At 65.3% G+C, this 25,393-nt stretch carries 26 protein-coding genes; 5 read left to right on the forward strand and 21 right to left on the reverse strand.

Annotation, left to right across the window (positions count from 1 at the left end):
• Positions 1–82 precede the first annotated feature (82 nt).
• Positions 83–1,546, reverse strand: coding sequence for an IMP dehydrogenase (gene guaB / locus ACIP1U_RS06450; RefSeq protein ID WP_400312900.1), 1,464 nt, complete (start codon positions 1,544–1,546; stop codon positions 83–85).
• A gap of 123 nt (positions 1,547–1,669) precedes the next feature.
• Here guaB and ACIP1U_RS06455 point away from each other — a divergent pair, with 123 nt between their 5' ends.
• Together ACIP1U_RS06455 and ACIP1U_RS06460 are read left to right on the forward strand one after the other, a co-directional pair.
• Positions 1,670–2,626 carry a DMT family transporter gene (locus tag ACIP1U_RS06455; protein ID WP_400312902.1) on the forward strand — a complete coding sequence of 319 codons (957 nt, stop codon included), beginning with the start codon at positions 1,670–1,672 and terminating at the stop codon, positions 2,624–2,626.
• A 190-nt stretch (positions 2,627–2,816) separates the two neighbouring features.
• Positions 2,817–3,353, forward strand: coding sequence for a DUF4124 domain-containing protein (locus tag ACIP1U_RS06460; protein ID WP_400312904.1), 537 nt, complete (start codon positions 2,817–2,819; stop codon positions 3,351–3,353).
• Positions 3,354–3,425: 72 nt separating this feature from the next.
• Here ACIP1U_RS06460 and ACIP1U_RS06465 read toward each other — a convergent pair whose 3' ends face one another.
• Positions 3,426–3,770 (reverse strand): RnfH family protein, encoded by a 345-nt coding sequence (locus ACIP1U_RS06465; protein ID WP_400312906.1) that lies wholly within the window; start codon positions 3,768–3,770, stop codon positions 3,426–3,428.
• A complete protein-coding gene (locus ACIP1U_RS06470; RefSeq protein WP_400312908.1) occupies positions 3,757–4,194 on the reverse strand; it encodes a type II toxin-antitoxin system RatA family toxin in 438 nt (145 codons plus the stop codon). The genes ACIP1U_RS06465 and ACIP1U_RS06470 overlap by 14 nt, the downstream gene beginning before the upstream one ends.
• Positions 4,195–4,371: 177 nt before the next feature.
• Here ACIP1U_RS06470 and smpB point away from each other — a divergent pair, with 177 nt between their 5' ends.
• A complete protein-coding gene (smpB, locus tag ACIP1U_RS06475; protein ID WP_063237853.1) occupies positions 4,372–4,824 on the forward strand; it encodes an SsrA-binding protein SmpB in 453 nt (150 codons plus the stop codon).
• A 25-nt stretch (positions 4,825–4,849) separates the two neighbouring features.
• Here the strand turns inward: smpB and ACIP1U_RS06480 are convergent, their stop codons facing one another.
• The 3 genes from ACIP1U_RS06480 to ppsA all read right to left on the reverse strand — a co-directional run bounded on the left by ACIP1U_RS06480 (position 4,850) and on the right by ppsA (position 8,861).
• The gene (locus ACIP1U_RS06480) at positions 4,850–5,782 is read right to left on the reverse strand and encodes an SPFH domain-containing protein (RefSeq protein ID WP_400312911.1); all 933 of its coding nucleotides are present in this window, start codon (positions 5,780–5,782) and stop codon (positions 4,850–4,852) included.
• 98 nt (positions 5,783–5,880) lie between these two features.
• Positions 5,881–6,303, reverse strand: a complete 423-nt coding sequence (locus tag ACIP1U_RS06485; RefSeq protein ID WP_400312913.1) for an NfeD family protein — start codon at positions 6,301–6,303, stop codon at positions 5,881–5,883.
• Between the two features lie 173 nt (positions 6,304–6,476).
• Positions 6,477–8,861, reverse strand: coding sequence for a phosphoenolpyruvate synthase (ppsA, locus tag ACIP1U_RS06490; protein WP_400312914.1), 2,385 nt, complete (start codon positions 8,859–8,861; stop codon positions 6,477–6,479).
• A gap of 286 nt (positions 8,862–9,147) precedes the next feature.
• Between ppsA and ACIP1U_RS06495 the strand changes: the two genes are divergently transcribed.
• Positions 9,148–10,089, forward strand: a complete 942-nt coding sequence (locus ACIP1U_RS06495) for a pyruvate, water dikinase regulatory protein (RefSeq protein WP_400312916.1) — start codon at positions 9,148–9,150, stop codon at positions 10,087–10,089.
• A 31-nt stretch (positions 10,090–10,120) separates the two neighbouring features.
• Here the strand turns inward: ACIP1U_RS06495 and ACIP1U_RS06500 are convergent, their stop codons facing one another.
• From ACIP1U_RS06500 to pyrH, 14 genes are all read right to left on the reverse strand, one after another.
• Positions 10,121–10,897: a TrmH family RNA methyltransferase gene (locus ACIP1U_RS06500; RefSeq protein WP_400312919.1), complete on the reverse strand. Its 777-nt coding sequence runs from the start codon at positions 10,895–10,897 to the stop codon at positions 10,121–10,123.
• Positions 10,894–11,652: a ribonuclease HII gene (gene rnhB, locus ACIP1U_RS06505; protein ID WP_400312922.1), complete on the reverse strand. Its 759-nt coding sequence runs from the start codon at positions 11,650–11,652 to the stop codon at positions 10,894–10,896. The genes ACIP1U_RS06500 and rnhB overlap by 4 nt, the downstream gene beginning before the upstream one ends.
• Positions 11,652–12,860, reverse strand: a complete 1,209-nt coding sequence (lpxB, locus tag ACIP1U_RS06510; RefSeq protein ID WP_400312925.1) for a lipid-A-disaccharide synthase — start codon at positions 12,858–12,860, stop codon at positions 11,652–11,654. The genes rnhB and lpxB overlap by 1 nt, the downstream gene beginning before the upstream one ends.
• A gap of 13 nt (positions 12,861–12,873) precedes the next feature.
• Positions 12,874–13,677 carry an acyl-ACP--UDP-N-acetylglucosamine O-acyltransferase gene (gene lpxA / locus ACIP1U_RS06515; protein WP_400312928.1) on the reverse strand — a complete coding sequence of 268 codons (804 nt, stop codon included), beginning with the start codon at positions 13,675–13,677 and terminating at the stop codon, positions 12,874–12,876.
• Positions 13,678–13,777: 100 nt separating this feature from the next.
• Complete coding sequence (gene fabZ, locus ACIP1U_RS06520; protein WP_013956950.1) at positions 13,778–14,227, reverse strand: 3-hydroxyacyl-ACP dehydratase FabZ; 450 nt, start codon at positions 14,225–14,227, stop codon at positions 13,778–13,780.
• A gap of 10 nt (positions 14,228–14,237) precedes the next feature.
• Positions 14,238–15,329 (reverse strand): UDP-3-O-(3-hydroxymyristoyl)glucosamine N-acyltransferase, encoded by a 1,092-nt coding sequence (lpxD, locus tag ACIP1U_RS06525; RefSeq protein WP_400312931.1) that lies wholly within the window; start codon positions 15,327–15,329, stop codon positions 14,238–14,240.
• Between the two features lie 44 nt (positions 15,330–15,373).
• Complete coding sequence (locus ACIP1U_RS06530; RefSeq protein WP_400312934.1) at positions 15,374–15,901, reverse strand: OmpH family outer membrane protein; 528 nt, start codon at positions 15,899–15,901, stop codon at positions 15,374–15,376.
• A gap of 22 nt (positions 15,902–15,923) precedes the next feature.
• Positions 15,924–18,257, reverse strand: coding sequence for an outer membrane protein assembly factor BamA (gene bamA, locus ACIP1U_RS06535; protein WP_400312936.1), 2,334 nt, complete (start codon positions 18,255–18,257; stop codon positions 15,924–15,926).
• A gap of 96 nt (positions 18,258–18,353) precedes the next feature.
• Positions 18,354–19,757: an RIP metalloprotease RseP gene (gene rseP, locus ACIP1U_RS06540; RefSeq protein WP_400312939.1), complete on the reverse strand. Its 1,404-nt coding sequence runs from the start codon at positions 19,755–19,757 to the stop codon at positions 18,354–18,356.
• 115 nt (positions 19,758–19,872) lie between these two features.
• Entirely contained in the window at positions 19,873–21,054 is a 1,182-nt protein-coding gene (ispC, locus tag ACIP1U_RS06545) for a 1-deoxy-D-xylulose-5-phosphate reductoisomerase (RefSeq protein ID WP_400312942.1), read from the reverse strand.
• A 23-nt stretch (positions 21,055–21,077) separates the two neighbouring features.
• Positions 21,078–21,899 (reverse strand): phosphatidate cytidylyltransferase, encoded by an 822-nt coding sequence (locus ACIP1U_RS06550; protein WP_400312945.1) that lies wholly within the window; start codon positions 21,897–21,899, stop codon positions 21,078–21,080.
• Positions 21,900–21,949: 50 nt separating this feature from the next.
• Positions 21,950–22,720: an isoprenyl transferase gene (locus ACIP1U_RS06555; protein WP_400312948.1), complete on the reverse strand. Its 771-nt coding sequence runs from the start codon at positions 22,718–22,720 to the stop codon at positions 21,950–21,952.
• A 44-nt stretch (positions 22,721–22,764) separates the two neighbouring features.
• Positions 22,765–23,325 (reverse strand): ribosome recycling factor, encoded by a 561-nt coding sequence (gene frr, locus ACIP1U_RS06560; protein ID WP_400312951.1) that lies wholly within the window; start codon positions 23,323–23,325, stop codon positions 22,765–22,767.
• 117 nt (positions 23,326–23,442) lie between these two features.
• Positions 23,443–24,153 carry a UMP kinase gene (pyrH, locus tag ACIP1U_RS06565; RefSeq protein WP_317919594.1) on the reverse strand — a complete coding sequence of 237 codons (711 nt, stop codon included), beginning with the start codon at positions 24,151–24,153 and terminating at the stop codon, positions 23,443–23,445.
• On the opposite strand from pyrH, the gene ACIP1U_RS06570 reads away from it, so the two are divergent.
• Complete coding sequence (locus tag ACIP1U_RS06570) at positions 24,152–24,322, forward strand: hypothetical protein (RefSeq protein ID WP_400312954.1); 171 nt, start codon at positions 24,152–24,154, stop codon at positions 24,320–24,322. The genes pyrH and ACIP1U_RS06570 overlap by 2 nt on opposite strands.
• Positions 24,323–24,457: 135 nt before the next feature.
• Here ACIP1U_RS06570 and tsf read toward each other — a convergent pair whose 3' ends face one another.
• The gene (gene tsf / locus ACIP1U_RS06575; RefSeq protein ID WP_400312956.1) at positions 24,458–25,336 is read right to left on the reverse strand and encodes a translation elongation factor Ts; all 879 of its coding nucleotides are present in this window, start codon (positions 25,334–25,336) and stop codon (positions 24,458–24,460) included.
• Positions 25,337–25,393: the final 57 nt, after the last annotated feature.

Here is a 25,393-nt window from a genome sequence, read left to right on the forward strand (position 1 = left end):
ACCAGACCTTGCACGCCCTCGTCCCGATGATCGCGGGCAGCGCACCGCCGCCGCGGCGGACGGCGGGCGCAACCGCTGCGCGTCAGTCGATATGGTAGTTCGGCGCTTCCTTGGTGATCTGCACGTCGTGCACGTGCGATTCACGCATGCCGGCTGCCGTGATCTGGACGAACTGGGCACTCTCATGCCAGTCGGCAATCGACTTGCTGCCGCAGTAGCCCATCGAGGACCGCACGCCGCCGGTCAGCTGGTGGATGATGGCCATCACCGAGCCCTTGTAGGGCACGCGGCCTTCAATCCCCTCGGGGACCAGCTTGTCGACGTTGGCGGTGTTGTCTTCCTGGAAGTAGCGGTCAGCCGCGCCGTCCTTCATCGCGCCTACCGAACCCATGCCGCGGTAGCTCTTGAACGAGCGGCCCTGGTACAGGAACACTTCGCCCGGCGCTTCTTCGGTGCCGGAGAACATGCCGCCCATCATCACGGTGTGGGCGCCGGCCGCCAGGGCCTTGGCCACGTCACCCGAGTAGCGGATTCCGCCGTCAGCGATCAGCGGCACGCCGGTGCCCTTGAGCGCCTCGGCCACGTTGGAAACGGCGGTGATCTGGGGCACGCCGACGCCAGCCACGATACGGGTCGTGCAGATCGAGCCGGGGCCGATGCCAACCTTGACGCCGTCGGCGCCATGCTCGACCAGTGCACGGGCGGCGTCGCCGGTGGCGATATTGCCGCCGATCACCTGCACTTGCGGGAAGTTCTGCTTGACCCAGCGCACGCGGTCCAGCACGCCCTGGCTGTGGCCGTGTGCCGTGTCCACCACAATCACGTCGACGCCGGCCTTCACCAGCAACTCGACACGCTCGTCATTGTCCGGACCCACGCCGACTGCGGCACCTACGCGCAGCTGGCCGTGGTCATCCTTGCTCGCCAGCGGGTTCTCGACCGCCTTCTGGATATCCTTCACCGTGATCAGGCCGCGCAGCTCGAAGGCCTGGTTGACCACCAGCACGCGCTCCAGGCGGTGGCGGTTCATCAGGCGCTTGGCTTCTTCCAGCGGAGCGCCTTCGGCCACGGTCACCAGCTTCTCGCGCGGGGTCATCTTGGCGCGCACCGGGGCGTCCAGCTCTTCCTCGAAGCGCAGGTCACGGTTGGTGATGATGCCGACGACGGTCTTGCCTTCCAGCACGGGGAAGCCCGAAATGCCATGCTGCTGCGACAGCGCAATCACATCGCGGACCTTCATGTCCGGCGAAATGGTGATCGGATCACGCAGCACGCCCGACTCGTAGCGCTTGACGCGCGACACTTCGCGGGCCTGGTCGGCGGGCTTCAGGTTCTTGTGGACGATACCGATGCCACCGGCTTGCGCCATGGAGATCGCCAGGCGTGCCTCCGTCACCGTGTCCATGGCAGCGGACACCAGCGGAATGTTCAGTTCGATCGAACGGGACAGGCGAGTGCGGAGGGAAACATCCCGGGGAAGAACGGCCGAATAGGCCGGGACGAGCAGCACGTCATCGAATGTGAGTGCTTTCTGGACAAGACGCATAGCAAATCCTCTAGGCGCAAAAGCGAATTATACAGGAATGCGCGGCTGGCTGATGCACGGCAATGGGTTTTCCGGCGTGTCGTCTGCTATGCTCGTCGTCCTTTTAATCGGGCGTTGAATAGCATGGGAATTGGCGTATTGTGCGGGCTGCTGGCGGGCGCGTTCTGGGGCATGGTCTTTATTGCGCCCAAGCTGCTGCCGGTGTTCTCGCCGTGGGAGCTGGCGATCGGGCGCTACCTGGCATATGGCCTGGTGGCGCTCGTGGCCGCCCTGCCGCTGATGAAACGCATCGCCCGCAAGCTGACCCGCGCCGATTGCGTGGCGCTGCTGCGCCAGGCCTTTACCGGCAACCTGCTCTACTACGTGCTGCTGGCCTTCGGCGTGCAGCTGGCCGGGGTCGGACCGACTTCGCTGATCATCGGCATCCTGCCGATCACGGTCACTATCATGGGCCGGCGCGACCATGGCGCGGTGGCGCTGTCGCGGCTGCTGTGGCCCCTGCTGGTAGTGGCCGCGGGCATCGCCTGCATCAACATCGACCTGTTCGGCGGCGGCCAGAGCGCACATGCCGCCGCCGGCGACGCCGTGCGGCCGGTCTGGCAGAAGATTGCCGGCGTCTGTTGCGCCGCCGGGGCGCTGGTCTGCTGGACGCTCTACGCGGTCGACAACGCGCGCTACCTGCAGCGCAACCCGCACTACAGCGGTAACGAATGGTCGGCGCTGTATGGGCTGTCGACCGGCGCGGTTTCTGCCGTGCTGGCCGTCATCGGCTGGCTGGTGGCGGGCGACACCCTCACTTCCGGCGACAGCGGCCGCGACTGGCAGTGGTTCTGGATGGTCAACGCCGCGGTGGCGCTTGGCGCGTCGCTGATCGGCAACAACCTGTGGAACATCGCCAGCCGGCGCCTGCCGCTGACGCTGTCGGGCCAGATGATCGTGTTCGAGACGCTGTTCGCGCTGGCGTACGGCTTTGTCTTCGATCATCGCTGGCCGCGACCGCTGGAAATCGCCGCCATTGTGTTGCTGATGGTCGGCGTGGCCTGGTCGGTACGCTTGCACGCCAACGACAAGTCTGCGTAGACTATCGGACGATGGCGCGGAGGTCACACGCGCCACATCAGAACAGAAATACCAGGGTCAAACCGGCGCCATGCCTTGGCGCCTAGCATCGCCCGCGGCAGGCCTGCCGCGGCATTGCCTCGCGCAGCCGGCGGCCCAGCAATCTTTCAGCCGCACCCGCTCCTTACCAGCCACTTTGAGACGCCTCGCCATGAAACGATCGTCCGTGCTGTGCCTGCTTGCCGCCGCCGTCACCGTTACCACCTCGGTCCACGCCAACGCCTACTGGCAATGGCGCGATGCCAACGGCCGCATGGTCTACAGCGACGTGCCGCCGTCCGGCGCCGCCGCGAGGGTGCTGCGCGCCCCTGGCCGCCTTGCCGGCGAGTATCAGCCGGTAGAGACGGCCAGCCCGGAAAGCGGCAACGTCCCCGCGGCAGTACCAGCCCCTGCCCCTGCCAAGGCCGCAAACAAGACCAAGGAGGCCCCGCCGCCGACGGCCGAAGAGGCCTTCCAGAAGCGCCGCGACTCCCGCCTGAAAGCCGCCGCGGAAGAGGCGCGCAAGGAAACCGAGGCTGCCGACCGCGAGGCCCGCTGCGCCCAGCTGCGCAACTACGCCAGCGGCCTGCAGCAAGGGATGCGCGCGGCGGTAGCGGGCCCGGACGGCTCGCTGCAGCACCTGAACAGCGAGCAGCGCCAGGCCGAATTGGTCAAGACCAGCGCCAGCCTCGAGAAGAACTGCAGCTGAACGGAAACAAAAACGGGGCATCATGCCCCGTCTTGCTGTCAGTGCCGTCGCCAGTGGCGCAAGGCGTCCGCCTCAGCCATTGCCGCGCAGCCATTTCTGGCCTTCCCGCGCCCCGCCCTCGCGCAGCTTCTGCACGCGCTTGCGTCGCGCTTGCTTGGGGTCAGCGGTCAGCGGCCGATACACCTCTACGCGGTCGCCCTCGCGCACCACGGTATCGGGCGTCTTGAGCTTGCCGAAGATGCCCACCCGCATGGTCGACGGATCCACTTCCGGGCACGCCTGCAGCAGCCCCGAGCCAACGATGGCCGCGGCGATCGTGGTACCCGCGGGCACGTCGATCTCCTTCAGGAATACCGCATCAGGCCGCGCGTAACACACCGCGACACGCACGGTGCCCGCGCCTTCAGTTGGCGCCATATACCACCTCCGCGCGCTTGACGAAGGCATCGACGAAGGTATTCGCGATCATGCTGAACACCGGACCGATGAGCTTTTCCAGCAGCAGGCTCGAAAATTCGTAGTGCAGGTGGAATTCGATCTTGCAGGCGTCCTCGCGCAGCGGCGTAAAGCGCCACGCACCATTGAAGGTCTTGAAGGGCCCGTCGGCGAAGGTCATATCGATGCGGGTGGGGCGCTCCTGCGTATTGCGGGTGTGGAAGAACTGCTGGATGCCCTTGAAATGGATATGGATCTTGGCGTCGAGCATGGTTTCGGTCTGCTCGAACACCTCCACGCCACCGCACCATGGCAGGAACTTGGGATAGTCCTCCACGCGCGTGACCAGGTCGTACATCTGCGCGGCCGAATAGCCGAGCAGCACGGATTTATGGACGTCTGCCATGTATTGGGAAATCTGGCTCCCGGCCATGCCGCGCGCATTGCGCCAGGCCGCAAGCCGGTACCGGGGCTGGTTTGCTAAAATGTCAATTTTAGCCGACGCTGGTCGCTGGCGGCACTTTGCCATGCGGCACTGCAGCGATCCGGCCCGCTTTCACCCATTGTTCCCCTACCCGCACGCATGACCATTGCAGACAACAAGAAGGCCTTTTTCGACTACTTCATCGAAGAGCGATATGAGGCCGGAATCGTGCTGGAAGGCTGGGAAGTCAAGGCGATCCGCGCGAACCGTGTCCAGATCAAGGAAGGCTACGTGGTGGTGCGCGACGCCGAGATGTTCCTGATCGGCGCCCATATCAGCCCGCTGCAGAGCGCCTCCACCCACGTCAAGCCCGACCCGGTGCGCACCCGCAAGCTGCTGCTCAAGGCCGACGAGATCAAGAAGCTGATCGGCAAGGTCGAGCAGCGCGGCTACACGCTGGTGCCGTTGAACCTTCACTACACGCGCGGTCGCGTGAAATGCGAGATCGGCCTGGCCAAAGGCAAGAAGCAGTTCGACAAGCGCGAGACCGAGAAGCAGCGCGACTGGCAGCGCGAGAAAGCGCGCATCATGAAGGGCGACACCAAGGAGTAAGCGCCGCCCGCCCGCGCCTGCGTGTTCAGGCGCCGGCCTTCTGCCCCTTCACGATTTGCAGCGCTGACGCAATCATGCCGCTCATCTCGCCCAGATTGCCGGGCACGATCAGCGTATTGCCTTGCTTGGCCAGGTTGCCGAATGCGGCAACATATTCCTCTGCCACCTTCAGGTTGACCGCGTCCATACCGCCCTCGGTGCGGATCGCGTTGCCAATCTTCTGGATCGCCTGCGCGTTCGCTTCGGCCACGGCCAGGATGGCCTGCGCTTCGCCCTGCGCCGTATTGATCGCCGCCTGCTTTTCGCCTTCCGACTTCTGGATCGCCGCCTCGCGCGCGCCCGAGGCCAGGTTGATCTGTTCCTGGCGCTTGCCTTCCGATGCAGCGATCAGCGCCCGCTTTTCCCGCTCGGCGGTGATCTGCGCCTGCATCGCATGCAAGATCTCCTTCGGCGGCGTCAGATCCTTGATCTCGTAGCGAAGCACCTTGACGCCCCAATTGGCGGCGGCTTCATCGAGAGCGTTGACCACGCTGTGGTTGATGAACTCGCGCTCCTCGAAGGTCTTGTCCAACTCCAGCTTGCCGATCACCGAGCGCAGCGTGGTCTGCGACAGCTGCGTGATCGCCACTACGAAGTTGCTCGAGCCGTAGGACGCCTTCATCGGGTCGGTCACCTGGAAGTACAGCACGCCGTCCACCTGCAGTTGCGTATTGTCCTTGGTGATGCAAACCTGGCTGGGCACGTCCAGCGGGATTTCCTTGAGCATGTGCTTGTAGGCAACGCGGTCGACAAACGGCACCACGATCGACAGCCCGGGCGTCAGCGTCGCATGGTAGCGGCCCAGGCGCTCCAGCACCCAGGCGTGCTGCTGCGGCACGATCTTGATGCCCTTGGCGATCAGCACGATCACGGCAATAAGGATAATCAGCGGCAACAGGCCAAGCTGAAAAGCGAGCATGTAACAACCCTCCAGTCAGGAAACAGCGGTACGGGGCCGCCGGAACGGCGGCAGGCGGATGGTTGCACGGCTGGCACCGGGCAACCCTTGGATACGGCTCAGCGCGGCGAAACGACCAGCGTGCTGCCGCGCACTTCGACGATACGGTAGCGGCCCGGTGCCGCGGCGCAGTTCGGCGCGAGCTCGACGGTCCAGTCAGCGCCGCGGTACGGCACGCGTGCGCGCCCGTTGGCGTCCCAGGAGGGGACGTCGAGTTCCTGGCCGATGTCGAGATTGACGTTGGGATCCGCGGCGGCATTGCCGCGCCGCAGCTTGCCGAAGCGGGTACGACGCAGTCCGGCAATCAGCACCGCGGCGACCAGCGCCGCGGTCAAGACCTGTGCGGCGGGCGACTGGTCCAGCAAGGCCGCGACGCCGCCGGCGGCCAGCCCCACGGCCACCATCAGCAGGTAAAACGTGCCGGTATTCAGTTCGACGATCACCAACGCGACCGCCGCCACGAACCAGATGTAGTACGCCATCCGAACTCCCCGTCCGATCGATTCCCGATCGATTCCCGATCGATTCCCAAAAAGCAAAAAACCCCGCAGCGCCAGAGGCGCCTGCGGGGCCGATGCAACACCTGACGCAGGGGCCGGTGCCAGCCGGCTGCCCTAAGGCGCCGGCTAATTTCGTTATTGTGACGTCAAATGCCTCAGGAAGCCAGCTTCTGCCAGGTGGCGACCACCGAATCGGGATTCAGCGAGATCGACTTGATGCCTTCCTTGGTCAGCCACGCGGCAAAGTCCGGGTGGTCCGAAGGACCCTGGCCGCAGATGCCGACGTACTTGTCCAGGCGGATCGCCGTCGAAATGGCGCGCGACAGCATGAACTTCACCGCCGGATCGCGTTCGTCGAAGTCCTTGGCCAGCAACTCCATGCCCGAGTCGCGGTCCAGGCCCAGCGTCAGCTGCGTCAGGTCGTTCGAGCCGATCGAGAAGCCGTCGAAGTACTGCAGGAACTCTTCGGCCAGGATCGCGTTGGACGGCACTTCGCTCATCATGATGATGCGCAGGCCGTTCTCGCCGCGCTTCAGGCCGTGCTTGGCCAGCAGCTCGATGACCTTCTCGGCCTGGCCCAGCGTACGCACGAACGGCACCATGATCTCGACGTTGGTCAGGCCCATTTCATCGCGCACGCGCTTCATGGCCTTGCATTCCATCTCGAACGCTTCGGCGAAGTCTTCGGCAATGTAGCGCGAGGCGCCGCGGAAGCCCAGCATCGGGTTTTCCTCGTCCGGCTCGTAGCGAGAACCGCCGATCAGCTTCTTGTACTCGTTGGACTTGAAGTCCGACAGGCGCACGATCACGGGCTTCGGGTAGAAGGCCGCACCGATGGTGGCGATGCCCTCGGCCAGCTTGTCGACGTAGAACGCGCGCGGGCTGGCGTGGCCGCGGGCCACGCTTTCCACGGCCTTCTTCAGGTCGGCATCGACCTGCGGGTAGTCGAGGATGGCCTTCGGGTGGACGCCGATGTTGTTGTTGATGATGAATTCCAGGCGCGCCAGGCCGACGCCGCAATTCGGGATCTGCGCGAAGTCGAAGGCCAGTTGCGGGTTGCCCACGTTCATCATCAGCTTGACGTCGATCTCCGGCATCTCGCCACGCTGGACTTCGGTCACTTCGGTTTCCAGCAGGCCGTCGTAGATGCGGCCCTCATCGCCCTCGGCGCACGAGACGGTGACCAGCGTGCCATCCTTCAGGATGTCGGTGGCATCGCCGCAGCCGACCACGGCCGGCACGCCCAGTTCACGCGCGATGATGGCCGCGTGGCAGGTACGGCCGCCACGGTTGGTGACGATGGCCGAAGCACGCTTCATCACCGGCTCCCAGTTCGGGTCGGTCATGTCGGCAACCAGCACATCGCCCGGCTGCACGCGTTCCATCTCGGACGGGTCGTTGATGACGCGGACCGGGCCGGTGCCGATCTTCTGGCCAATGGCGCGGCCGCTGGTCAGCACAGGAGCGGTGCCCTTGAGCTTGAAGCGCTGCTCTGCCTTGCCGGCCGACTGGCTCTTCACCGTTTCCGGGCGGGCCTGCAGGATATAGATCTTGCCGTCCTTGCCGTCCTTGCCCCACTCGATGTCCATCGGACGGCCATAGTGCTTCTCGATGATCATCGCGTACCTGGCCAGCTCGGTCACGTCGTCGTCAGTGATCGAGTAGCGGTTGCGCAGCTCACCCGGCACGTCGACGGTCTTCACGCGGCCGGCTTCGCCCGGCTTGGTGAATTCCATCTTGATCAGCTTGGAGCCGATCGAGCGGCGGATGATCGGGTACTGGCCGGCTTGCAGCGTCGGCTTGAAGACGTAGAACTCGTCCGGATTGACCGCGCCCTGCACCACCGTTTCGCCCAGGCCGTAGCTGGAGGTGATGAAGACCACGTCGGGGAAGCCGGATTCTGTGTCGATGGTGAACATCACGCCCGACGAAGCCAGGTCCGAGCGGACCATGCGCTGGATACCGGCGGACAGCGCCACCACGTCATGGGCAAAGCCCTTGTGCACGCGGTAGGAAATGGCGCGGTCGTTGTACAGCGAGGCGAACACGTGCTTGATCTTGTCCAGCACGTCGTCGATGCCGCTGACGTTCAGGTAAGACTCCTGCTGGCCGGCGAACGAGGCGTCGGGCAGGTCTTCTGCCGTGGCCGAGGAACGCACCGCGAACGAAGCCTCGGCGCCTTCGCGTTCGGACACGCGGGCGTAGAACTCACGGATTTCCTGCTCCAGGCGCGGCTGGAACGGTGCGGAGGCGACCCAGTCGCGGATCTCGGCGCCGGCCTCGGCCAGGGCCTTGACGTCATCGACGTTCAGCGTCTTCAGACGCTGCGAGATACGCTCGGTCAGATTGTTGTGGGCAAGGAAGTCGCGGAAGGCGAGCGCAGTGGTGGCAAAGCCGCCGGGAACGCGGACGCCGGCTTCCGCCAGCTGGGAGATCATCTCGCCCAGCGACGAATTCTTGCCGCCGACGATTTCCACGTCAGCCATGCGCAACTGCTCGAACGGCAACACGTAGGCGCCGTTATCTGCCTGGTTAGTCATGAGAGCCTCAAAACAAAGTAGAAAACTTGTTGCGCATGCCCGGTATGTTGTTCGCGTTCTGTTCCCGGACCGATCGCTTGGCTAAGCAACCCCATGCTCATGGTGTTGCAATGTTGCGGACGCGGCGCTACGGCTCTCATCGCGCAGCGCATTGTCGACAATTCCGGGCCTGAATTGATGCAAAGGGGGGCCCTCGCGGAATTGCTTAGCGAAAAGATCGCCGCTATTCTACCGTGCTGCGCCGCACTTTTCTGCGGAAGATTGAATCTATTTATTTGCGCAACCCATGTCCCAGCCAGAAGCGCCCGGTACAGCGGATTCCGGGACCCAGCCTGGAACGCAGCCTGCCTCCCCGTCCACTCAAGCGACTGCGGCGACGCCCGCTGCAACGCCCCAGGTCAGCGATCGCCCGCCGGTTCGTACGGTCTTTATCGTCTCGGATGGCACCGGGATCACGGCGGAAACCTTCAGCCACTCGATCCTGGCCCAGTTTGAAATGCGCTTCCGCAAGGTGCGGATGCCATTCGTCGATACCCCGGAAAAAGCACATATCGCGGTCGGCAAGATCAACGAGGCTTTCCATAACGAAGGCGTGCCGCCCATCGTCTTCACCACGCTGGTCAACCAGGAAGCGAACAAGGCACTTCGCCGCGCCAAGGCGATGATCCTGGACATGTTCCAGACCTTCATCGAGCCCCTCGAGAAGGAACTGGGGCTGAAGTCCACCCACGCCATCGGCCGCTTTCACCAGAACGCCGATACCGAGGCGTACAAGAACCGGATCGAGGCGATCAACTTCTCGCTGGCGCACGATGACGGACAGTCCCACAAGAACCTCGAAGAAGCCGATGTGATCCTGGTGGGTGTGTCGCGCAGCGGCAAGACCCCAACCAGCCTCTACCTGGCGATGCAATACGGGCTGAAAGCGGCCAATTACCCGCTGATCCCGGACGATTTCGAGCGCGGCAGGCTGCCGTCGGCGCTGTACGCCTTCAAGAGCAAGATTTTCGGGCTGTCGATCGACCCGCAGCGCCTGACCGAGATCCGCAACGAGCGCCGCCCCGGCAGCAAATATGCGGCGGTGGAAAACTGCCGCTACGAGGTCAATGAGGCCGAGGCGATGATGCGGCGCGAAGGCATCAAGTGGCTGTCTTCGACGCACAAGTCGATCGAGGAAATCGCCACGACGATCCTGCAGGAGATCAAGGTCGATCGCGACAACTACTAGAAAAACAAAAAGCGGCCTCCCGGCCGCTTTTTCATCGCCGCTGCCGCACCGCCTCAAACAGGCAGATCGCGGTGGCAGCCGCCACGTTCAGCGATTCCAGCCCACCCGGCTGGGGAATGCCGACCTTGCGCTTGACGTGCTGCATCCAGGCGTCGCTGACGCCGGCGCCCTCATTGCCGACCACCCAGGCCACCGGCGCGCGCAGGTCGGTATCGAACACCGCGGCGTCGGCATGCGAGGATGTCGCCAGCAATGGCAGCGCCAGCCGCGGCGCCAGCGACTCCACGGTGCAGTGCTCGACGATGTTCAGGTGGAAATTGGCGCCCATGCTGGCGCGCAGCGTCTTCACCGACCAGGCAAACGCACATCCCGTTGCCAGGAATGCATGGCGGATACCGGCCGCGGCAGCGCTGCGCAAGATCGAGCCGACATTGCCGGCATCCTGCACGCCGTCGAGGATGATGCAGTCTTCTTCGACGCGCGCCGGCAGGTGGCCGGCAGGCGTCTCGATCACCAGCATCAGGTCGATGCCGTTGACCACGCCGGAAATCTGCGTGAACAGCGTGTCGGCCAGCACTACCAGCCGCTCCGCGTCGATACGCGCCAGCAATGGCGCAACCTCCGCATGGTCGTAGTGACGCTCGGACACCACGCAGGTGACTGGCTGGCCCAGTGCGTCCACATAGGCCTGGGCCAGGTGCACGCCGTCGAGCAACGACTGCCCAGCCTTGCGGCGCTGGTGGGTGGAGGTGGCCAGCGCCTTCAGGTGCTTGAACAGCGCGTTGTCGCGCGAGGTGACATGCTTCACGGTGCGTCGGTTTGCAGGCCGCCTGACGGCGCGGCCTGGATAGGGGCGGTGAGTTCGCTGACCGCGATGACCTCGGCGACCGCCGTCATCGCGGTGAACATCGGACGCTGCGCCAGCGCCTCGCGCACCGGCGCGAACGAGCGGCGGTGATGCGGCGTGGCGCCGAATTCCGCCAGCGCGGCCAGATGCTGCGGCGTGCCATAGCCGACATGCGAATCGAAGCCGTATTGCGGGTAGCGCTCGTGCAGCGCCATCAGTTCGCGGTCGCGCGCCACCTTGGCCAGGATCGACGCGGCCGAGATCGCCCTGACCAGCGCGTCACCCTTGACGATGGCTTCGACCGGGAACGGCACCTGCGGGCAGCGGTTGCCATCGACCTGGACCAGGTCCGGCACCACGCCGCTGGCGGCCAGCCCCTGCACCGCGCGCTGCATCGCCAGCATGCTGGCGTGCAGGATGTTGATCGTATCGATTTCTTCGACCGTCGCGAAGGCGATATGCCAGCCCAGCGCGCGTTCGCAGATCTTCTCGTACAGCGCCTCGCGCTTGGCGGCGGTCAGGATCTTGGAATCGGCCAGGCCGCGGATCGGGCGCTTCGGATCGAGCACTACCGCGGCGGCGTACACCGGCCCCGCCAGCGGGCCCCGACCCGCTTCATCGACGCCGCAGAGCCGCTGGATCGCAGCGGCGGCCGGCGCCAGGTCCAGGCCCATCTGCGGCGAGGCCTGCGAGCTCTGGGCATTGCGACGCGCCATCAGACGGTCCCCCGGCTGTGCATCAGGTCCACCACCACATCGGCGGCCAGTTGCGCGGTATTGCACTTGAGGGTCTCGTGCATGCGGGTGAAATGCTCGTACAGGAAGGCGGTATTGCCCTCGTCGTTGAGCTGCAGCAGCGTTTCGCGGGCCAGCGCCTCGGGCGTGGCGTCGTCCTGCAGCAGCTCGGGCACGACAAAGCGCCCTGAAAGGATATTAGGCAATCCCACGTACGGCAGGTAACCCTGCCGCTTCATGATCTGCGCGGTCAGCCAGGGCACCTTGTACGAGATCACCATCGGCTTCTTGTACAGCGCCGCCTCCAGCGTCGCGGTACCGCTGGCCAGCAGCACCACGTCAGCGGCTTCCATGGCCTGGTGCGACTTGCCGTCGACAATGGTCAGGCGCAGTTCCGGATACTGCTGGTGCAGGTCTTCGACGATGGCGCGCAGCGGCGCGCTTGCCGCCGGCAGCACGAACGCCAGGTTCGGGTCCATGCGCTGCATCTGCGCCATCGCGCCAAAGAAGGTGGCGCCAAGGTTGCGCACCTCGGACTGCCGGCTGCCAGGCAGCACCGCAACCACGCGGTGACCGGCAGGCAGCCCCAGTTCGGCGCGCGCCCCGGCGACGTCAGGCACCATCGGGATCACGTCGGCGAGCGGGTGCCCGACGTACGTGGCCGGAATGCCGGCCTTGGCGTAGATCTCGGGCTCGAACGGGAACAAACACAGGATGTGGTCCACCGCGCGCGCGATGGTGCGGATGCGCCCGCCGCGCCAGGCCCAGATCGACGGGCTGACGAAATGCACCACCGGAATGCCGGCGCGGCGCAGCGGCACTTCCAGGCCGAAATTGAAATCCGGGGCATCGACCCCGATAAAGCACTGCGGCGGCTCGGCCAGCAGCCAGTCGCGCACCGCGCGCCGGGTGCGCAGGATCTCGCGTAGCGAGCCGAGCACCTCGACATAGCCGTTGACCGACAGCGTTTCCATCGGCCAGCACGAGACGAAGCCCTGCGCCATCATGCGCTTGCCGCCGATGCCGGCGTACGCCATGGTATCGCCCAGGCGGGCCTTGAGCCCGCCCATCATCAGCGATGCCAGCAGGTCGCCTGAGGCCTCTCCGGCCACCATGGCGATGGTGCCGCGCCTGGCGGCGGCAGAACCGTTGCCCGTGGGCAAGCCACCCCGAATCGCGGCGTCGACCATGTGCGGCCCGGTCTCAGCGCACGATGCCGCGCTGGGTGGCGGCAAGGAAGTCGACGAACGCCTGCAACGGCGCCGCGGTGCCGGCATCTGACTGGGCCAGCAAGGCGGAGATCTCGTTGCGCGCCTCGTCGAAGCTGAGGTCGGACTTGTACAGCAGCTTGTAAGCCTGTCGCAGCACGGCGATCTGGCCGGCGTCGAAGCCGCGGCGGCGCAGCCCTTCGACATTGATGCCATGCGGCGTGGCTTTGTTGCCGCTCTTGTCGCTGGCCGCGATCACGAACGGCGGCACGTCCTGCACCAGCGCCGAGGCGCCGCCCAGCATCGAATGGGCGCCGATGCGCACGAACTGGTGCACGCCGCTCATGCCGCCCAGGATGGCCCAGTCGCCCACGTCGACATGGCCGGCGATCTGCGCGTTGCTGGAAAACACGGTGTGGTTGCCAACCGTGCAGTCATGCGCGATATGCACGTAGGCCATGATCCAGTTATCGCTGCCGATGCTGGTCAGGCCGCGGTCCTGCACCGTGCCGGTGTGGATCGTGGTGAATTCGCGGATGGTGTTGCGGTCGCCGATCTCGAGGCGGGTCGGCTCGTTGCGGTACTTCATGTCCTGCGGCACGCCGCCGACCGAGGCATAGGGACCGATGTTGTTGCCCTCGCCGATCGTGGTATGGCCCTCGACCGTCGTATGCGAGCCGATCCGGGTGCCGCTGCCGATCCGCACATTGGGGCCGACGATGGAGAACGGCCCGACGGTCACGTCGGCTGCCAGTTCTGCCTTCGGGTCAACCAGGGCGGTGGGGTGGATTTGCGTCATACGTCCTGTCCTGTGGTGTGTCTGGTGAAGAGTGGGCCCATGCGCGCGGCAAAGGTTCCCGTCCGCGCCGCGCGCCGCTCCGGGAGCGCGGCAGCCGGCCTCACTCGGCCTGCTTCACGGTGCACATCAGTTCCGCCTCGCAGGCGACCTTGTCGTCCACGGTGGCGAATGCCTTGAATTTCCAGATGCCGCGGATATAGCGCTCGACCGTCACATTCATATGCAGCTGGTCGCCCGGGTACACCACCTGCTTGAAGCGGGCCCCGTCGATGCCGACGAAGTAGTACAGCGCGTCTTCCTTGCGCTCCATGTCGGCGCCGAAGGTCAGCAGGCCGGCCGACTGCGCCAGTGCCTCCAGAATCATCACGCCGGGCATCACCGGATGGCCCGGGAAATGGCCCTGAAAAAACGGCTCGTTCATGGTGACGTTCTTCAGCGTCTTGATGCGCTTCTGCGGATCGAACTCCAGCACGCGGTCGACCAGCAGCATCGGATATCGATGCGGCAGCAGCTTCAGGATCTTGCGAATGTCAATGTCGGCTGCGGTCATGATGTTTCTCTTAGTCTTGTGAGGTTTGGGAGCCGGCGGATTGTCCGCGCAGGCGACGTTCCAGCGCCACCACCCGTTCGCGCAGCTTGCTCAGGCCGCGCACGATGGCTGCGTTGCGTTCCCACTCGCCGTGCGGCAGGAACGGGAAGACGCTGGTGAAATGGCCCCCGGGCTTGGTAATGGATTTGGTAATCGACGTACCGCCGGACACTGTGGTCCGGTCGGCAATGGTCAGGTGGCCGGCAAAGTTGGCCGCGCCCCCGATCACACAGAAGCGGCCGATGCGCGTGCTGCCCGATACCGCGGCACAGCCGGCGATGACCGTATGGGCCCCGACTCGCACGTTGTGCGCGATCTGAACCTGGTTGTCGATCTTGCAACCGTCCTCGATCACGGTGTCGGCCATGGCGCCGCGGTCGATCGCCGTATTGGCGCCGACCTCCACGTCATGGCCCAGCACCGCGCGTCCCGTTTGCGGGATCTTCACGTATTCGACGCCGGTGGCGCTGATATCTGGCGCGAAACCGAAGCCATCGGCGCCGATCACCACACCGCTGTGCAGGATGGCGCGCGCCCCGACCACGCAGTGATGGTAGACCGAAACGTTGGCGTACAGCAGCGAGTCGTCGCCAATCTCGGCCCCGGCACCGACGTAGCCGTTGGCCAGGATGCGGACACGCTCGCCCAGCCGTGCACCGCGCTCGATGACCACGTTCGGGCCGATGTAGCACGACGCCGGCACTACCGCGTCGGGCGACACGCTGGCGCGCGGATCAATGCCGACGCGGGGATCGGCATTGGCCTCGCGGTCGAAGCGCTGCGCCACGCGGGCAAAACAGACGTAGGGATTGCGCGCGACCAGCCAGTTGCGGCCGTCGGCACGGCCCTCGGCGCGGATGCGCTCGAGGTCGGCCGTCGACACGATCACGGCTCCGGCCTTTGAATCGAGCGCCTGCTGCAGGTAGAGCGGATTGGACAGGAACGAGAGTTCGCCCGCCCCAGCCTGGTCGAGAGGAGCCAGGCCAACGATCGCCAGGTCGGGATCACCCACAACCTGCGCGCCGTTCTCGGTGGCGAGCTGACCCAGTGTGGGTGTCTGCATGGCGGTACTTCCTGAAAAAAACGGTACGAACGAACAGCGGCGGCTTACTTGCTGCCGGTGTTCAGCGCCTTCATCACCTCATCGGTGATATCGATGCGCGGGTTGACGTACACCGCTTCTTGCACGATGAGGTCGTATTTGCGCTGCTCCGCCAGTTGGCGGATCACACGGTTGGCGCGCTCCAGCACCTGCGCCAGTTCTTCATTGCGGCGCTGGTTCAGGTCTTCGCGGAACTCGCGCTGCTTGCGCTGGAATTCGCGATCGAGGTCGGCCACCTCGCGCTGGCGCCGCTGGCGGTCGGAATCTGCCAGCACGGCCGTGTCCTTGTCGAGCTTGTCGGCCATGCCCTTGATCTTCTGGGCCATGTCCTGCAGCTCGCGGTCGCGCTTGGAGAATTCCTGCTCCAGCTTGACCTGGGCCAGCTTGGCCGGCTGCGAATCGCGCAGGATGCGCTCGGAATTGACGGCGGCAATGCGCGCCTCCTGGGCCATGGCCGGCATCGCGGCGCAGAGCGCGGCAGTGGCGAATGCAGCGGCGCCCAGGGATTTGACCAGTTTGGATGTTGTCATCATGAAAACAGATCCTTTTACAGAATCAGAATGCCGTCCCGATCTGGAACTGGAAGCGCTGCGTCTTGTCGGTCTCGTCCCGGTTGAGCGGGAAGCCCATGCTGATCTTCAGCGGGCCGATCGGCGACAGCCACGACATGCCGAAGCCGGTCGAGTACTTGAGGTCACTGAACGAAATCGGTGCGCCTTCCTGGTAGACGTTACCGAAGTCGAAGAACGTGAACAGGCGCAGCGTGCGGTCAACGCCCGAGCCCGGCAGCGGGAAAATGAACTCCACGTTACCGATCATCTTGGACGCACCGCCCACCGGGTTGCCGTTCTGGTCCTTCGGGCCCAGCGTGCTGGTCTGGTAGCCGCGCACCGAGCCGATACCGCCGGCGTAGAAGTACTTGAACACCGGGAACGGCGTATTGCCGTAGCCGTGGCCGTAGGCAACTTCACCGTTCAGCGCCAGCGTGAACGCCTTCGAGATCGGGTAGAAGTACTGCTGCTGCACGCTGGCGCGGTAGTACTGCGTATCGCCGCCCGGCAGGCCCACTTCCAGGTTGGCCTGGGTGTATGGGCCCTTGGTCGGGACCAGCGCGCTGTCGCGGCGGTCGCGTGCCCAGCCGATCGTGAACGGGAAGTTGTTGATCCCGTCGCCCGAGTTCTTGCCGATCTGGTTCAGCCAAGCGGTGTACTGGCTCGGCGTGTTGACCGACGTGTAGACCTGGGTGCGTTCGTAGCCGATGCCGAAGAACACCGTGTCGACTTCCGAGAACGGCACGCCGAACTTGAAGCCGCCGCCGGCGGAGACGATCTTGTAGTCCTGGTCGCCGGTGTAGTACAGCGGACGCGAGGTACGGTAGTAGATATCGGTCGAGCGGCTGATGCCGTCCACCGTGAAGTACGGGTCATACTGCGTCAGCGCGATGGTACGGAACGACTTGGCGGTGTTCACGTCCAGGCCCAGGCTGGTGCCGGAACCGAACACGTTGTCCTGGCGCAGGCCGGCCTGCAGCACCAGCTTGTCGGTGGACGAGAAGCCCACGCCCAGGCTGATCTGGCCGGTCGGCTTTTCGGTTACGTTGACGTTCACATCGACCTGGTCGGGCGCGCCGGCCACGTCCTCGGTGGTGATGTTGGTGTCGGTGAAGTAGCCGGTCCGGTTGATACGCGCCTGCGACTGCTGCAGCTTCTCGCTGTCGAACCACGAGCTTTCCATCTGGCGCATCTCGCGGCGCACCACTTCGTCGCGGGTCTTGCTGTTGCCCACCACGTTGACGCGGCGCACGTATACGCGCCGTCCCGGGTCGACCATCAGCGTCAGCGCAACCTCACGCTTTTCCTGGTCGATGTTCGGCTGCGGGTTGATCGTGGTGAAGGCGTAGCCATAGGTGCCCAGCAGGTCGGTAATGGCCTTGGTGCTGGCGGTCAGCTTTTCGGACGAGAAGATGTCGCCCTTCTTCAGCTGCAGCAGCTTTTCCATTTCCTCCTGCTTGCCCAGCAGTTCGCCGGCCAGGCGGATGCCGGACACCTTGTACTGCTCGCCTTCCTTGATGTTCAAGGTCAGGTAGATGTCCTTCTTGTCCGGCGTGATCGACACCTGGGTCGATTCGATCGCGAACTCGAGGTAGCCGCGGTTCAGGTAGTAAGAACGCAGCGCCTCCAGGTCGGCCGTCAGCTTCTGCTTCGAGTACAGGTCATTCTTGGTGTACCACGACAGCCAGTTCGGCGTGGACAGCTGCATCTCGTCGCGCAGCGTGCTTTCCTTGAACGCCTTGTTCCCGACGATATTGATCTGGCGGATCTTGGCGACCGGGCCTTCCTCGACGTTGAACACGACCGAGACGCGGTTGCGGTCCACCGGCGTGACCGTGGTCTGCACGTCGGCGGCATAGTAACCGCGCGCGACGTACTGGCGCTTGAGCTCCTGCTCCGCCTTGTCGATCAGCGCCTTGTCGTAGTAGCGCGCTTCGGCGACGCCGACCGCGCGCAGCGAGCGGCGCAGCGTGTCCTTGTCGAATTCCTTGATGCCGACGAATTCCAGCTGCGAGATCGCCGGGCGTTCTTCCACCTGCACGACCAGCACGCCGTCTTCGGCGCGGATCTGCACGTCCTTGAAGAAGCCGGTATTGTAGAGGGCACGGATCGCATCGGCGCCCTTGTCGTCGGTGAAGGTCTCACCGACGCGCACGGGGAGGTAGCCAAACACCGTACCCGGCTCGACGCGCTGCAGACCCTCAACGCGGATGTCCCTGACGACGAACGGATCGGCAGCCCAGCCCGCCGGGCTCCAGGCTGCAATAACGGCACTCGCCAGCAAACCCAGCGAAATGCGCTTATGTCTGATCAATGTTGATCCCCTCTTTGATTCCATCCAGGATTTTCCATGCCTCGTGGGACTGCGCATGGCAATGGCGCCCCCTGGCGACGGTGTCCGACGACACGACCGCCCCCTTGCCGACATGCGTTTCTAGCCGTTCGCCAGAAACATTCGGCTGACGTCATTGAACAAAGCGAGCGAGGTCAGGAGCAGGATGCAGGCAATGCCAACCTTCTGCAGCATTGCCTGCCAGTGGTCTGGTACGGGCCGGCCAGTCAAAAATTCCACGCAATAATACAGCAAATGCCCCCCATCCAGAACCGGAATAGGTAACAAATTCAGTACACCGAGGCTAACGCTGACCAGCGCCAGGAAGCTGACAAAGGCCTGCACACCGAGGTTTGCGGCACGCCCGGCGTAGTCGGCCACGGTCAGCGGACCGCTCAGGTTCTGCAGCGATGCCTGCCCCACCAGCATCTTGCCCAGCAGCTTCAGCGACAGCACGCTGGTGTCCCACACCTGGCCGAACGCGCGGGCCAGAGCCTGGTCCGGACGGTAGCGCACCGTTTCCATCTCCACCGCCTGGCTGAGCGCCGCGCCCAGCTTGCCCGCCGGCGGCGCCGGTGCGCCGCTGGCATCCTTTTCGCCGTCACGCGGGGCGGCAACGTCCAGCGTCACCGGCACGTCCAGGCGCTTGCCATCGCGTTCGATGCCGAGCGTCACGGTCTGCCCGGGCTGGCTGCGCACTGCCTTGATCAGCGCGCTGGCCTGGGTCAGCGGGTTGCCCTGCCAGGCGACGACGCGGTCGCCCTTCTTCAGCCCGGCGCGCTCGGCGGCCGAATCCGCCAATACCTCGGTGATCGTGACCGGCCCGCCCTTCAGATGCAGGCCGAGGGTGCTGAGCGGATCCTGCTCCGGGTTGCCGCCGGTATTGGGCAGGCGCGCCAGCGTGACTTCCCGCTCGGCTCCGTCGGCGCCGCGCACGCGCAGCACGGCGCGCGCATCGCCGAAGCCCTCGGCGAACACCGCCATGCGCAGGTCGTTCCAGGAACGCACCGCTTCGGTATCGCCGTTGGCGGTCAGCGACAGCACCCGGTCGCCTTCGCGCACGCCAGCCTGATGCGCCATGGTACCGGCCGCCGGTGCGGCGACGATCGGCGCGGGTTCGCGCATGCCGCCGGCGAACAGCGCGAAGTACAGCACGATCGCCAGCAGGAAATTGGCCAGCGGCCCGGCCGCGACAATGATGAAGCGCTTGCCGACCGGCTGGCGGTTGAACGCGCGCGGCAAGTCAGCCGGATCGATCCGGGCGTCGCGTTCGGAGTCAAACTCGCGCTCGTCGAGCATCTTGACGTAGCCGCCCAAGGGGATGGCCGCTACCGTCCATTCGGTGCGGTCGCGGCTCTTCGAGATCCAGCGCAGCAGCGGCCGCCCGAAACCGATCGAAAAGCGCAACACCTTCACGCCGCAGGCGCGCGCGGCGAGGTAATGCCCCATCTCGTGCACGTAGATGAGCACGCACAGGGCAACGATGAAAGCGAGTACGGTTTGCATGGCGTCGGGACGTCGGTAACAGTGGCTGGACTGGCGCGCCGGACCCGGGTGTACCGGCATGTCCGGGGCCTGCCGCTGCGCTATTGTCGCAGATGCGGCAGGCCGGCCCGTCGGGTCAGTGGCGCAGCGCCAGTCCGGCAACAGCCGCGTGCGCTGCCTCGCGCGCCATGCGGTCGGCATCAAGGATGGCGTCAAGCGTGTCCGCCGCGCCGGCTGGTGCTGCCTGGAGCACCTGAGCCACCAAGCGCGCGATGTCAGTGAAGCGCACTTTTCCGCCCAGGAATGCTTCGACCGCCACCTCGTTGGCCGCATTGAGCACGGTCGGCGCCACGCCACCGGCGCGCAGGGCGTCGAAGGCCAGTCCCAGGCACGGGAAGCGCTGCAGGTCCGGCTTCTCGAAATGCAGCCCGCCTGCCAGCGTCAGGTCGAGCGGCGTCACGCCGGCATCGATGCGCTCGGGATAGGCCAGGCCGTAGGCGATCGGCGTGCGCATGTCAGGGTTGCCCAACTGCGCCAGCACCGAGCCGTCGTGGTAGGCCACCATCGAATGCACGATGCTCTGCGGGTGGATCAGCACCTCGATGCGCTCGGGCGGCGCGCCGAACAGCCAGTGGGCCTCGATCACCTCGAGGCCCTTGTTCATCATGGTGGCCGAGTCGACCGAGATCTTGCGGCCCATGACCCAGTTCGGGTGGGCGCAGGCCTCGTCGGGAGAAATGTCGTGCAGCGTGTCGGGATCGCGCGTGCGGAACGGCCCGCCGGACGCGGTCAGCAGCACCTTGGCCACACCGCGGCTGTAGCGCGGATCGTCGGCAGGCAGGCACTGGAAGATGGCGTTGTGCTCGCTGTCGATTGGCAGCAGCGTGGCGCCATGCTCGCGCACCGCGTCCATGAAGATGCGGCCGGACATCACCAGTGCTTCCTTGTTTGCGAGAAGCACGCGCTTGCCGGCACGCGCGGCCGCCAGCGTCGGGCGCAGACCGGCGGCGCCGACGATCGCGGCCATCACAGCGTCGGTTTGCGCGTCGGCGGCGACCGATTCCAGCTCGGCCTCGCCGTGGCTGACTTCGGTATCGACACCGGCATCGCGCAGCAGTGCCTGCAGTTCCCCGGCCGCCTCGGCGCTACCCACCACGGCGCGAGCCGGGCGGAACGCAATGCATTGCCCGGCAAGCTTGCGCACTTGCCGGTGCGCCGTCAGGGCATGCACGGTGTAGCGGTCGGGATGGCGGCGAACGACATCGAGCGTGCTTTCGCCGATCGAGCCGGTGGCGCCCAGGATGGTAATGCGCTGCATATCAGACCGCTTCAGAGAAGGCTTCAGAGAAAAATCAGCATCAGTGCCGCCAGCGGGAACACCGGCAGCAAGGCATCGATCCGGTCCAGCACACCGCCATGGCCCGGCAGCAGCCGGCTGCTGTCCTTCATGCCGACCTGCCGCTTGAGCAGCGACTCGAACAGGTCGCCGATCACACTCGCCGCCACCAGCAGCGTGGTCAGCCCGGCCACATAGCCCAGGCCGCCGCGGTCGCCCAGCACCGAGAACCACGTGGGCGCGAAGGCATGGGTGGCGGCCAGCGCCAGGCCGATGATGAGCGCCAGCAGCCAGCCGCCGATGGCGCCCTCCCAGGACTTGCCCGGGCTGATCGACGGTGCCAGCTTGCGCCGGCCGATGGCCTTGCCGGTGAAATAGGCGCCAACGTCGGCCGCCCACACCAGCACGGCCGCGGTCAGCAGCACGCCGATGCCGGCGCCGCGCAGGATCATCGTGGCATGGGCAAACGCGGGCAGGATAACCAGGCCCAGTATGGCCCCCAGCACGGCAAAGCCCGGCGTCGCGGTGCGCACGCCACGGGCCAGCAGCACCAGCGCCACGCCCCAGCACACCACCGCCGCTTCCAGCAGCCAGGTGGTGGCGTGCCGCAGCGGCATGTCATGCCAGGTGATGGTGGCGATCAGGCAGGCCAGTGCATAGACATAAGGCCAGGGCCCGCGCAGTCCGATCAGGCGTCCGAATTCCCAGCCCGCCAGCAGCACGATCACCCCGAGCAGACCCGCCAGGCCGGCCGGCGGCGCCAGGAACAGGATCGGAAGGATCAGCAGCAACAGGCACAGGGCGGTGATGACGCGGGTGAGGAGCATGCGCTGCGGTCCCGTGGAAGTTGTTGGAGTAGCCAGGAGTGGCCAGAGTGTCAGGCCGTGCCCGATAGTCCCGGCGCAACCAGTTGCGCGCTGGTGCGGCCGAAACGGCGTTCGCGCTGGCGGTACGAGGCAAAGGCCTTGTCCAGCTCGGCGGCGTCGAAATCCGGCCAGTACACATCGGTGAAATACAGCTCCGAATAGGCGAGCTGCCACAACAGGAAGTTGCTGATGCGCTGTTCGCCGCCGGTGCGGATGAACAGATCGGGCTCCGGCGCGTAGGCCATGGCCAGGTGCGGCGCGAGCATCGATTCGTCGATCGACTCCGGATCAAGCATTGGCGAGCGCGCCAGCATCTTGCGCATGGCCTGCAGCAGATCCCAGCGACCACCGTAGTTGGCGGCGATGGTCACGGTCAGGCCGGTGTTGCCGGCGGTGCGCGCCTCGGCATCCTTGATCAGCTGCTGGATGCGCGGGCTGAAGCGGCCCAGGTCGCCAACCACCCGCAAGCGGATGTTGTTGGCGTGCATCTTCACCACTTCGCGCCGCAGCGACATCATGAACAGCCGCATCAGGAACGACACCTCGTCCGCGGGCCGGCGCCAGTTCTCGGAACTGAACGCGAACAGTGTCAGGTACTGCACGCCCCGCGCGGCGCAGGCTTCCACCACCGCGCGCACTGCGTCCAGCCCCCGGGAGTGCCCGGCAACACGCGGCAGGTGCCGCTCGGTCGCCCAGCGGCCGTTGCCGTCCATGATGATGGCAACGTGACGGGGCACGTAAGAGGTATCGGGTACGTCGAGCGTTGAACTGATGTGCTGCATGATGGCAGACGGTCGCTGCTGTCCCGGCAATTGCCGGGACAGCGTCAGACCGTCATGATCTCCTTCTCTTTTTCGGCGACCATCTTGTCGATCTCGGCGACGTACTTGTCGGTCAGCTTCTGTACTTCGTCCTGGCCGCGGCGCTCATCGTCTTCCGAGATGGTCTTGTCCTTGACCAGCTTCTTGAACTGCTCGTTGGCATCGCGGCGCAGGTTGCGCACCGCCACTTTGGCGCCTTCCGCCTCACCCTTGACGACCTTGGTCAGCTCCTTGCGGCGCTCCTCGGTCAGCGCGGGCATCGGCACGCGGATCACGTCGCCCATGGTGGCCGGGTTCAGGCCCAGGTCGCAGTCGCGAATAGCCTTCTCGACCGCGCCAACCATCTTCTTTTCCCACGGCTGCACCGTAATGGTGCGGGCATCAGCCAGGCCAACGCTGGCGACCTGGCTGATCGGCACCATCGAACCGTAGTAATCCACCTGAACGTGGTCGAGCAGGCCGGTGTGGGCACGGCCAGTGCGGATCTTCGCCAGATCGGCCTTGAAGGCTTCGATCGACTTCTGCATCTTCTGCTCGACGCTCTTCTTTGTGTCGGCGACGCTCATGTTAACCTCCGGAAATCAGCCAACCATGATCCCGCCGGGCGGGATCGAAAATGAATCATTCTACTCTTTGCCCGGCCAGACACCAGCGCCGTGGCGCGGCATCGGCGGGCACCGCGCTCAGACGTGGACCAGGGTACCCTCGTCTTCGCCCAGGATCACACGCTTGAGCGCGCCCGGCTTGACGATCGAGAACACCCGGATCGGCAGCTTCTGGTCACGGCACAACGCGAAGGCGGTGGCATCCATCACCTGCAGGTTGCGGGAGATGGCCTCGTCGAAGCTGATGGTGGTGTAGCGCGTGGCGCTCGGGTCCTTCTTGGGGTCGGCGGTGTAGACGCCGTCCACCTTGGTCGCCTTGAGCACGACCTCGGCACCGATTTCCGAGCCGCGCAGCGCGGCGGCGGTGTCGGTGGTGAAGAACGGGTTGCCGGTGCCGGCGGCGAAGATCACCACCTTGCCCTCTTCCAGCTGGCGAATGGCGCGCGGGCGGATGTACGGCTCGACCACCTGGTCCATGCGCAGCGCGGACTGCACGCGGCCTTCGATATTGGCATGGCGCATCGCGTCCTGCAGGGCCAGCGCGTTCATCATGGTGGCCAGCATGCCCATGTAGTCGGCCGTGGCGCGATCCATGCCGGCCGCGCCGCCCGCGACGCCGCGGAAGATATTGCCGCCGCCAATGACCACCGCGACCTGGACACCGAGCTTCACGATCTCGGCAATATCGTTCACCATCGCCTCGATGGTGGAGCGGTTGATGCCAAAGGCATCGTCGCCCATCAGGGCTTCACCGGACAGTTTCAGAAGGACGCGCTTGTAGGCTGGCATGTTTACCCTCGGACAGGAGCAAGTCGCTCGTTTGGGACTCAACACAAATGAGACGATTGATTTTTTGACACCGGCGGCGCGGATCGACGCGCCGTCGGCGGAAGAAAGCCGGTTTTCGGGGTCGCCCGGCCCTGCCGCCAGGCGACAGGAAGACGACCGCGAAAACTGACTGCTGCAGTGCAACGTGCTGCGTGGCGCAATACGCAACGCTGCACTACTTATGCAGAGGGGCACCTTGCGGCGCCCCTGCGGCATTATAGGCGCCCGGCCCCGCCCGCAAGGGCAGGCCGGCGCGCCCCGGACATCAGCCCTTTTGAGCAGCGGCCACCTGGGCGGCCACTTCAGCAGCGAAGTCGTCCTGCTTCTTCTCGATGCCTTCGCCCACGACGTACAGGGTGAAGCCCTTCACGGTCGTGTTGGCAGCCTTGAGCATCTGCTCGACGGTCTGCTTGTCGTTCTTCACGAACGGCTGGTTGAACAGCGACACTTCCTTCAGGTACTTCTGCACCGAACCTTCGACCATCTTGGCGACGATCTCGGCCGGCTTGCCCGACTCGGCGGCCTTCTGCTCGGCGATGCTGCGCTCCTTGGCGATCAGGTCGGCGGGGACCTGCTCGGCCGACAGCGACACCGGCTTCATGGCGGCCACGTGCATGGCGACGTCCTTGGCGGCGGCTTCGTCGCCGTCGAACTCGACCATCACGCCGATACGGGTGCCGTGCAGGTACGAAACCAGCTTGCCGCCGTTGGCGTAGCGGACAAAGCGGCGGATCGTCAGGTTTTCGCCGATCTTGCCGATCAGGGCCGTGCGGGTGGCCTCCACGCTCACGCCGTCGAGGTCCAGCGCCGACAGGGCAGCCACGTCGGCCGGGTTCTGCTTGGCGATCAGTTCTGCAACCTTGGCCGAGAAAGCCAGGAAGTCATCGTTCTTGGAGACGAAATCGGTCTCGCAGTTCAGCTCGACCAGCACGCCGGTGGTGCCGTCGATGAACGAAGCGACCACGCCTTCGGCGGTCACGCGCGATGCGGCCTTGCTGGCCTTGTTGCCCAGCTTGACGCGCAGCAGCTCTTCGGCCTTGTTCAGGTCGCCGTCGGCCTCGGTCAGGGCCTTCTTGCATTCCATCATCGGCGCGTCGGTCTTCGCGCGCAGTTCTGCAACCATGCTTGCGGTAATTGCCGCCATTTGTCACTCCTTGAATGGTTCGCGCCGGGCCCCGGCAGTCGCCCGCGGCACCCGGTC

It is taken from the genome of Cupriavidus sp. NPDC089707, from assembly GCF_044748965.1.
GTDB lineage: Bacteria > Pseudomonadota > Gammaproteobacteria > Burkholderiales > Burkholderiaceae > Cupriavidus.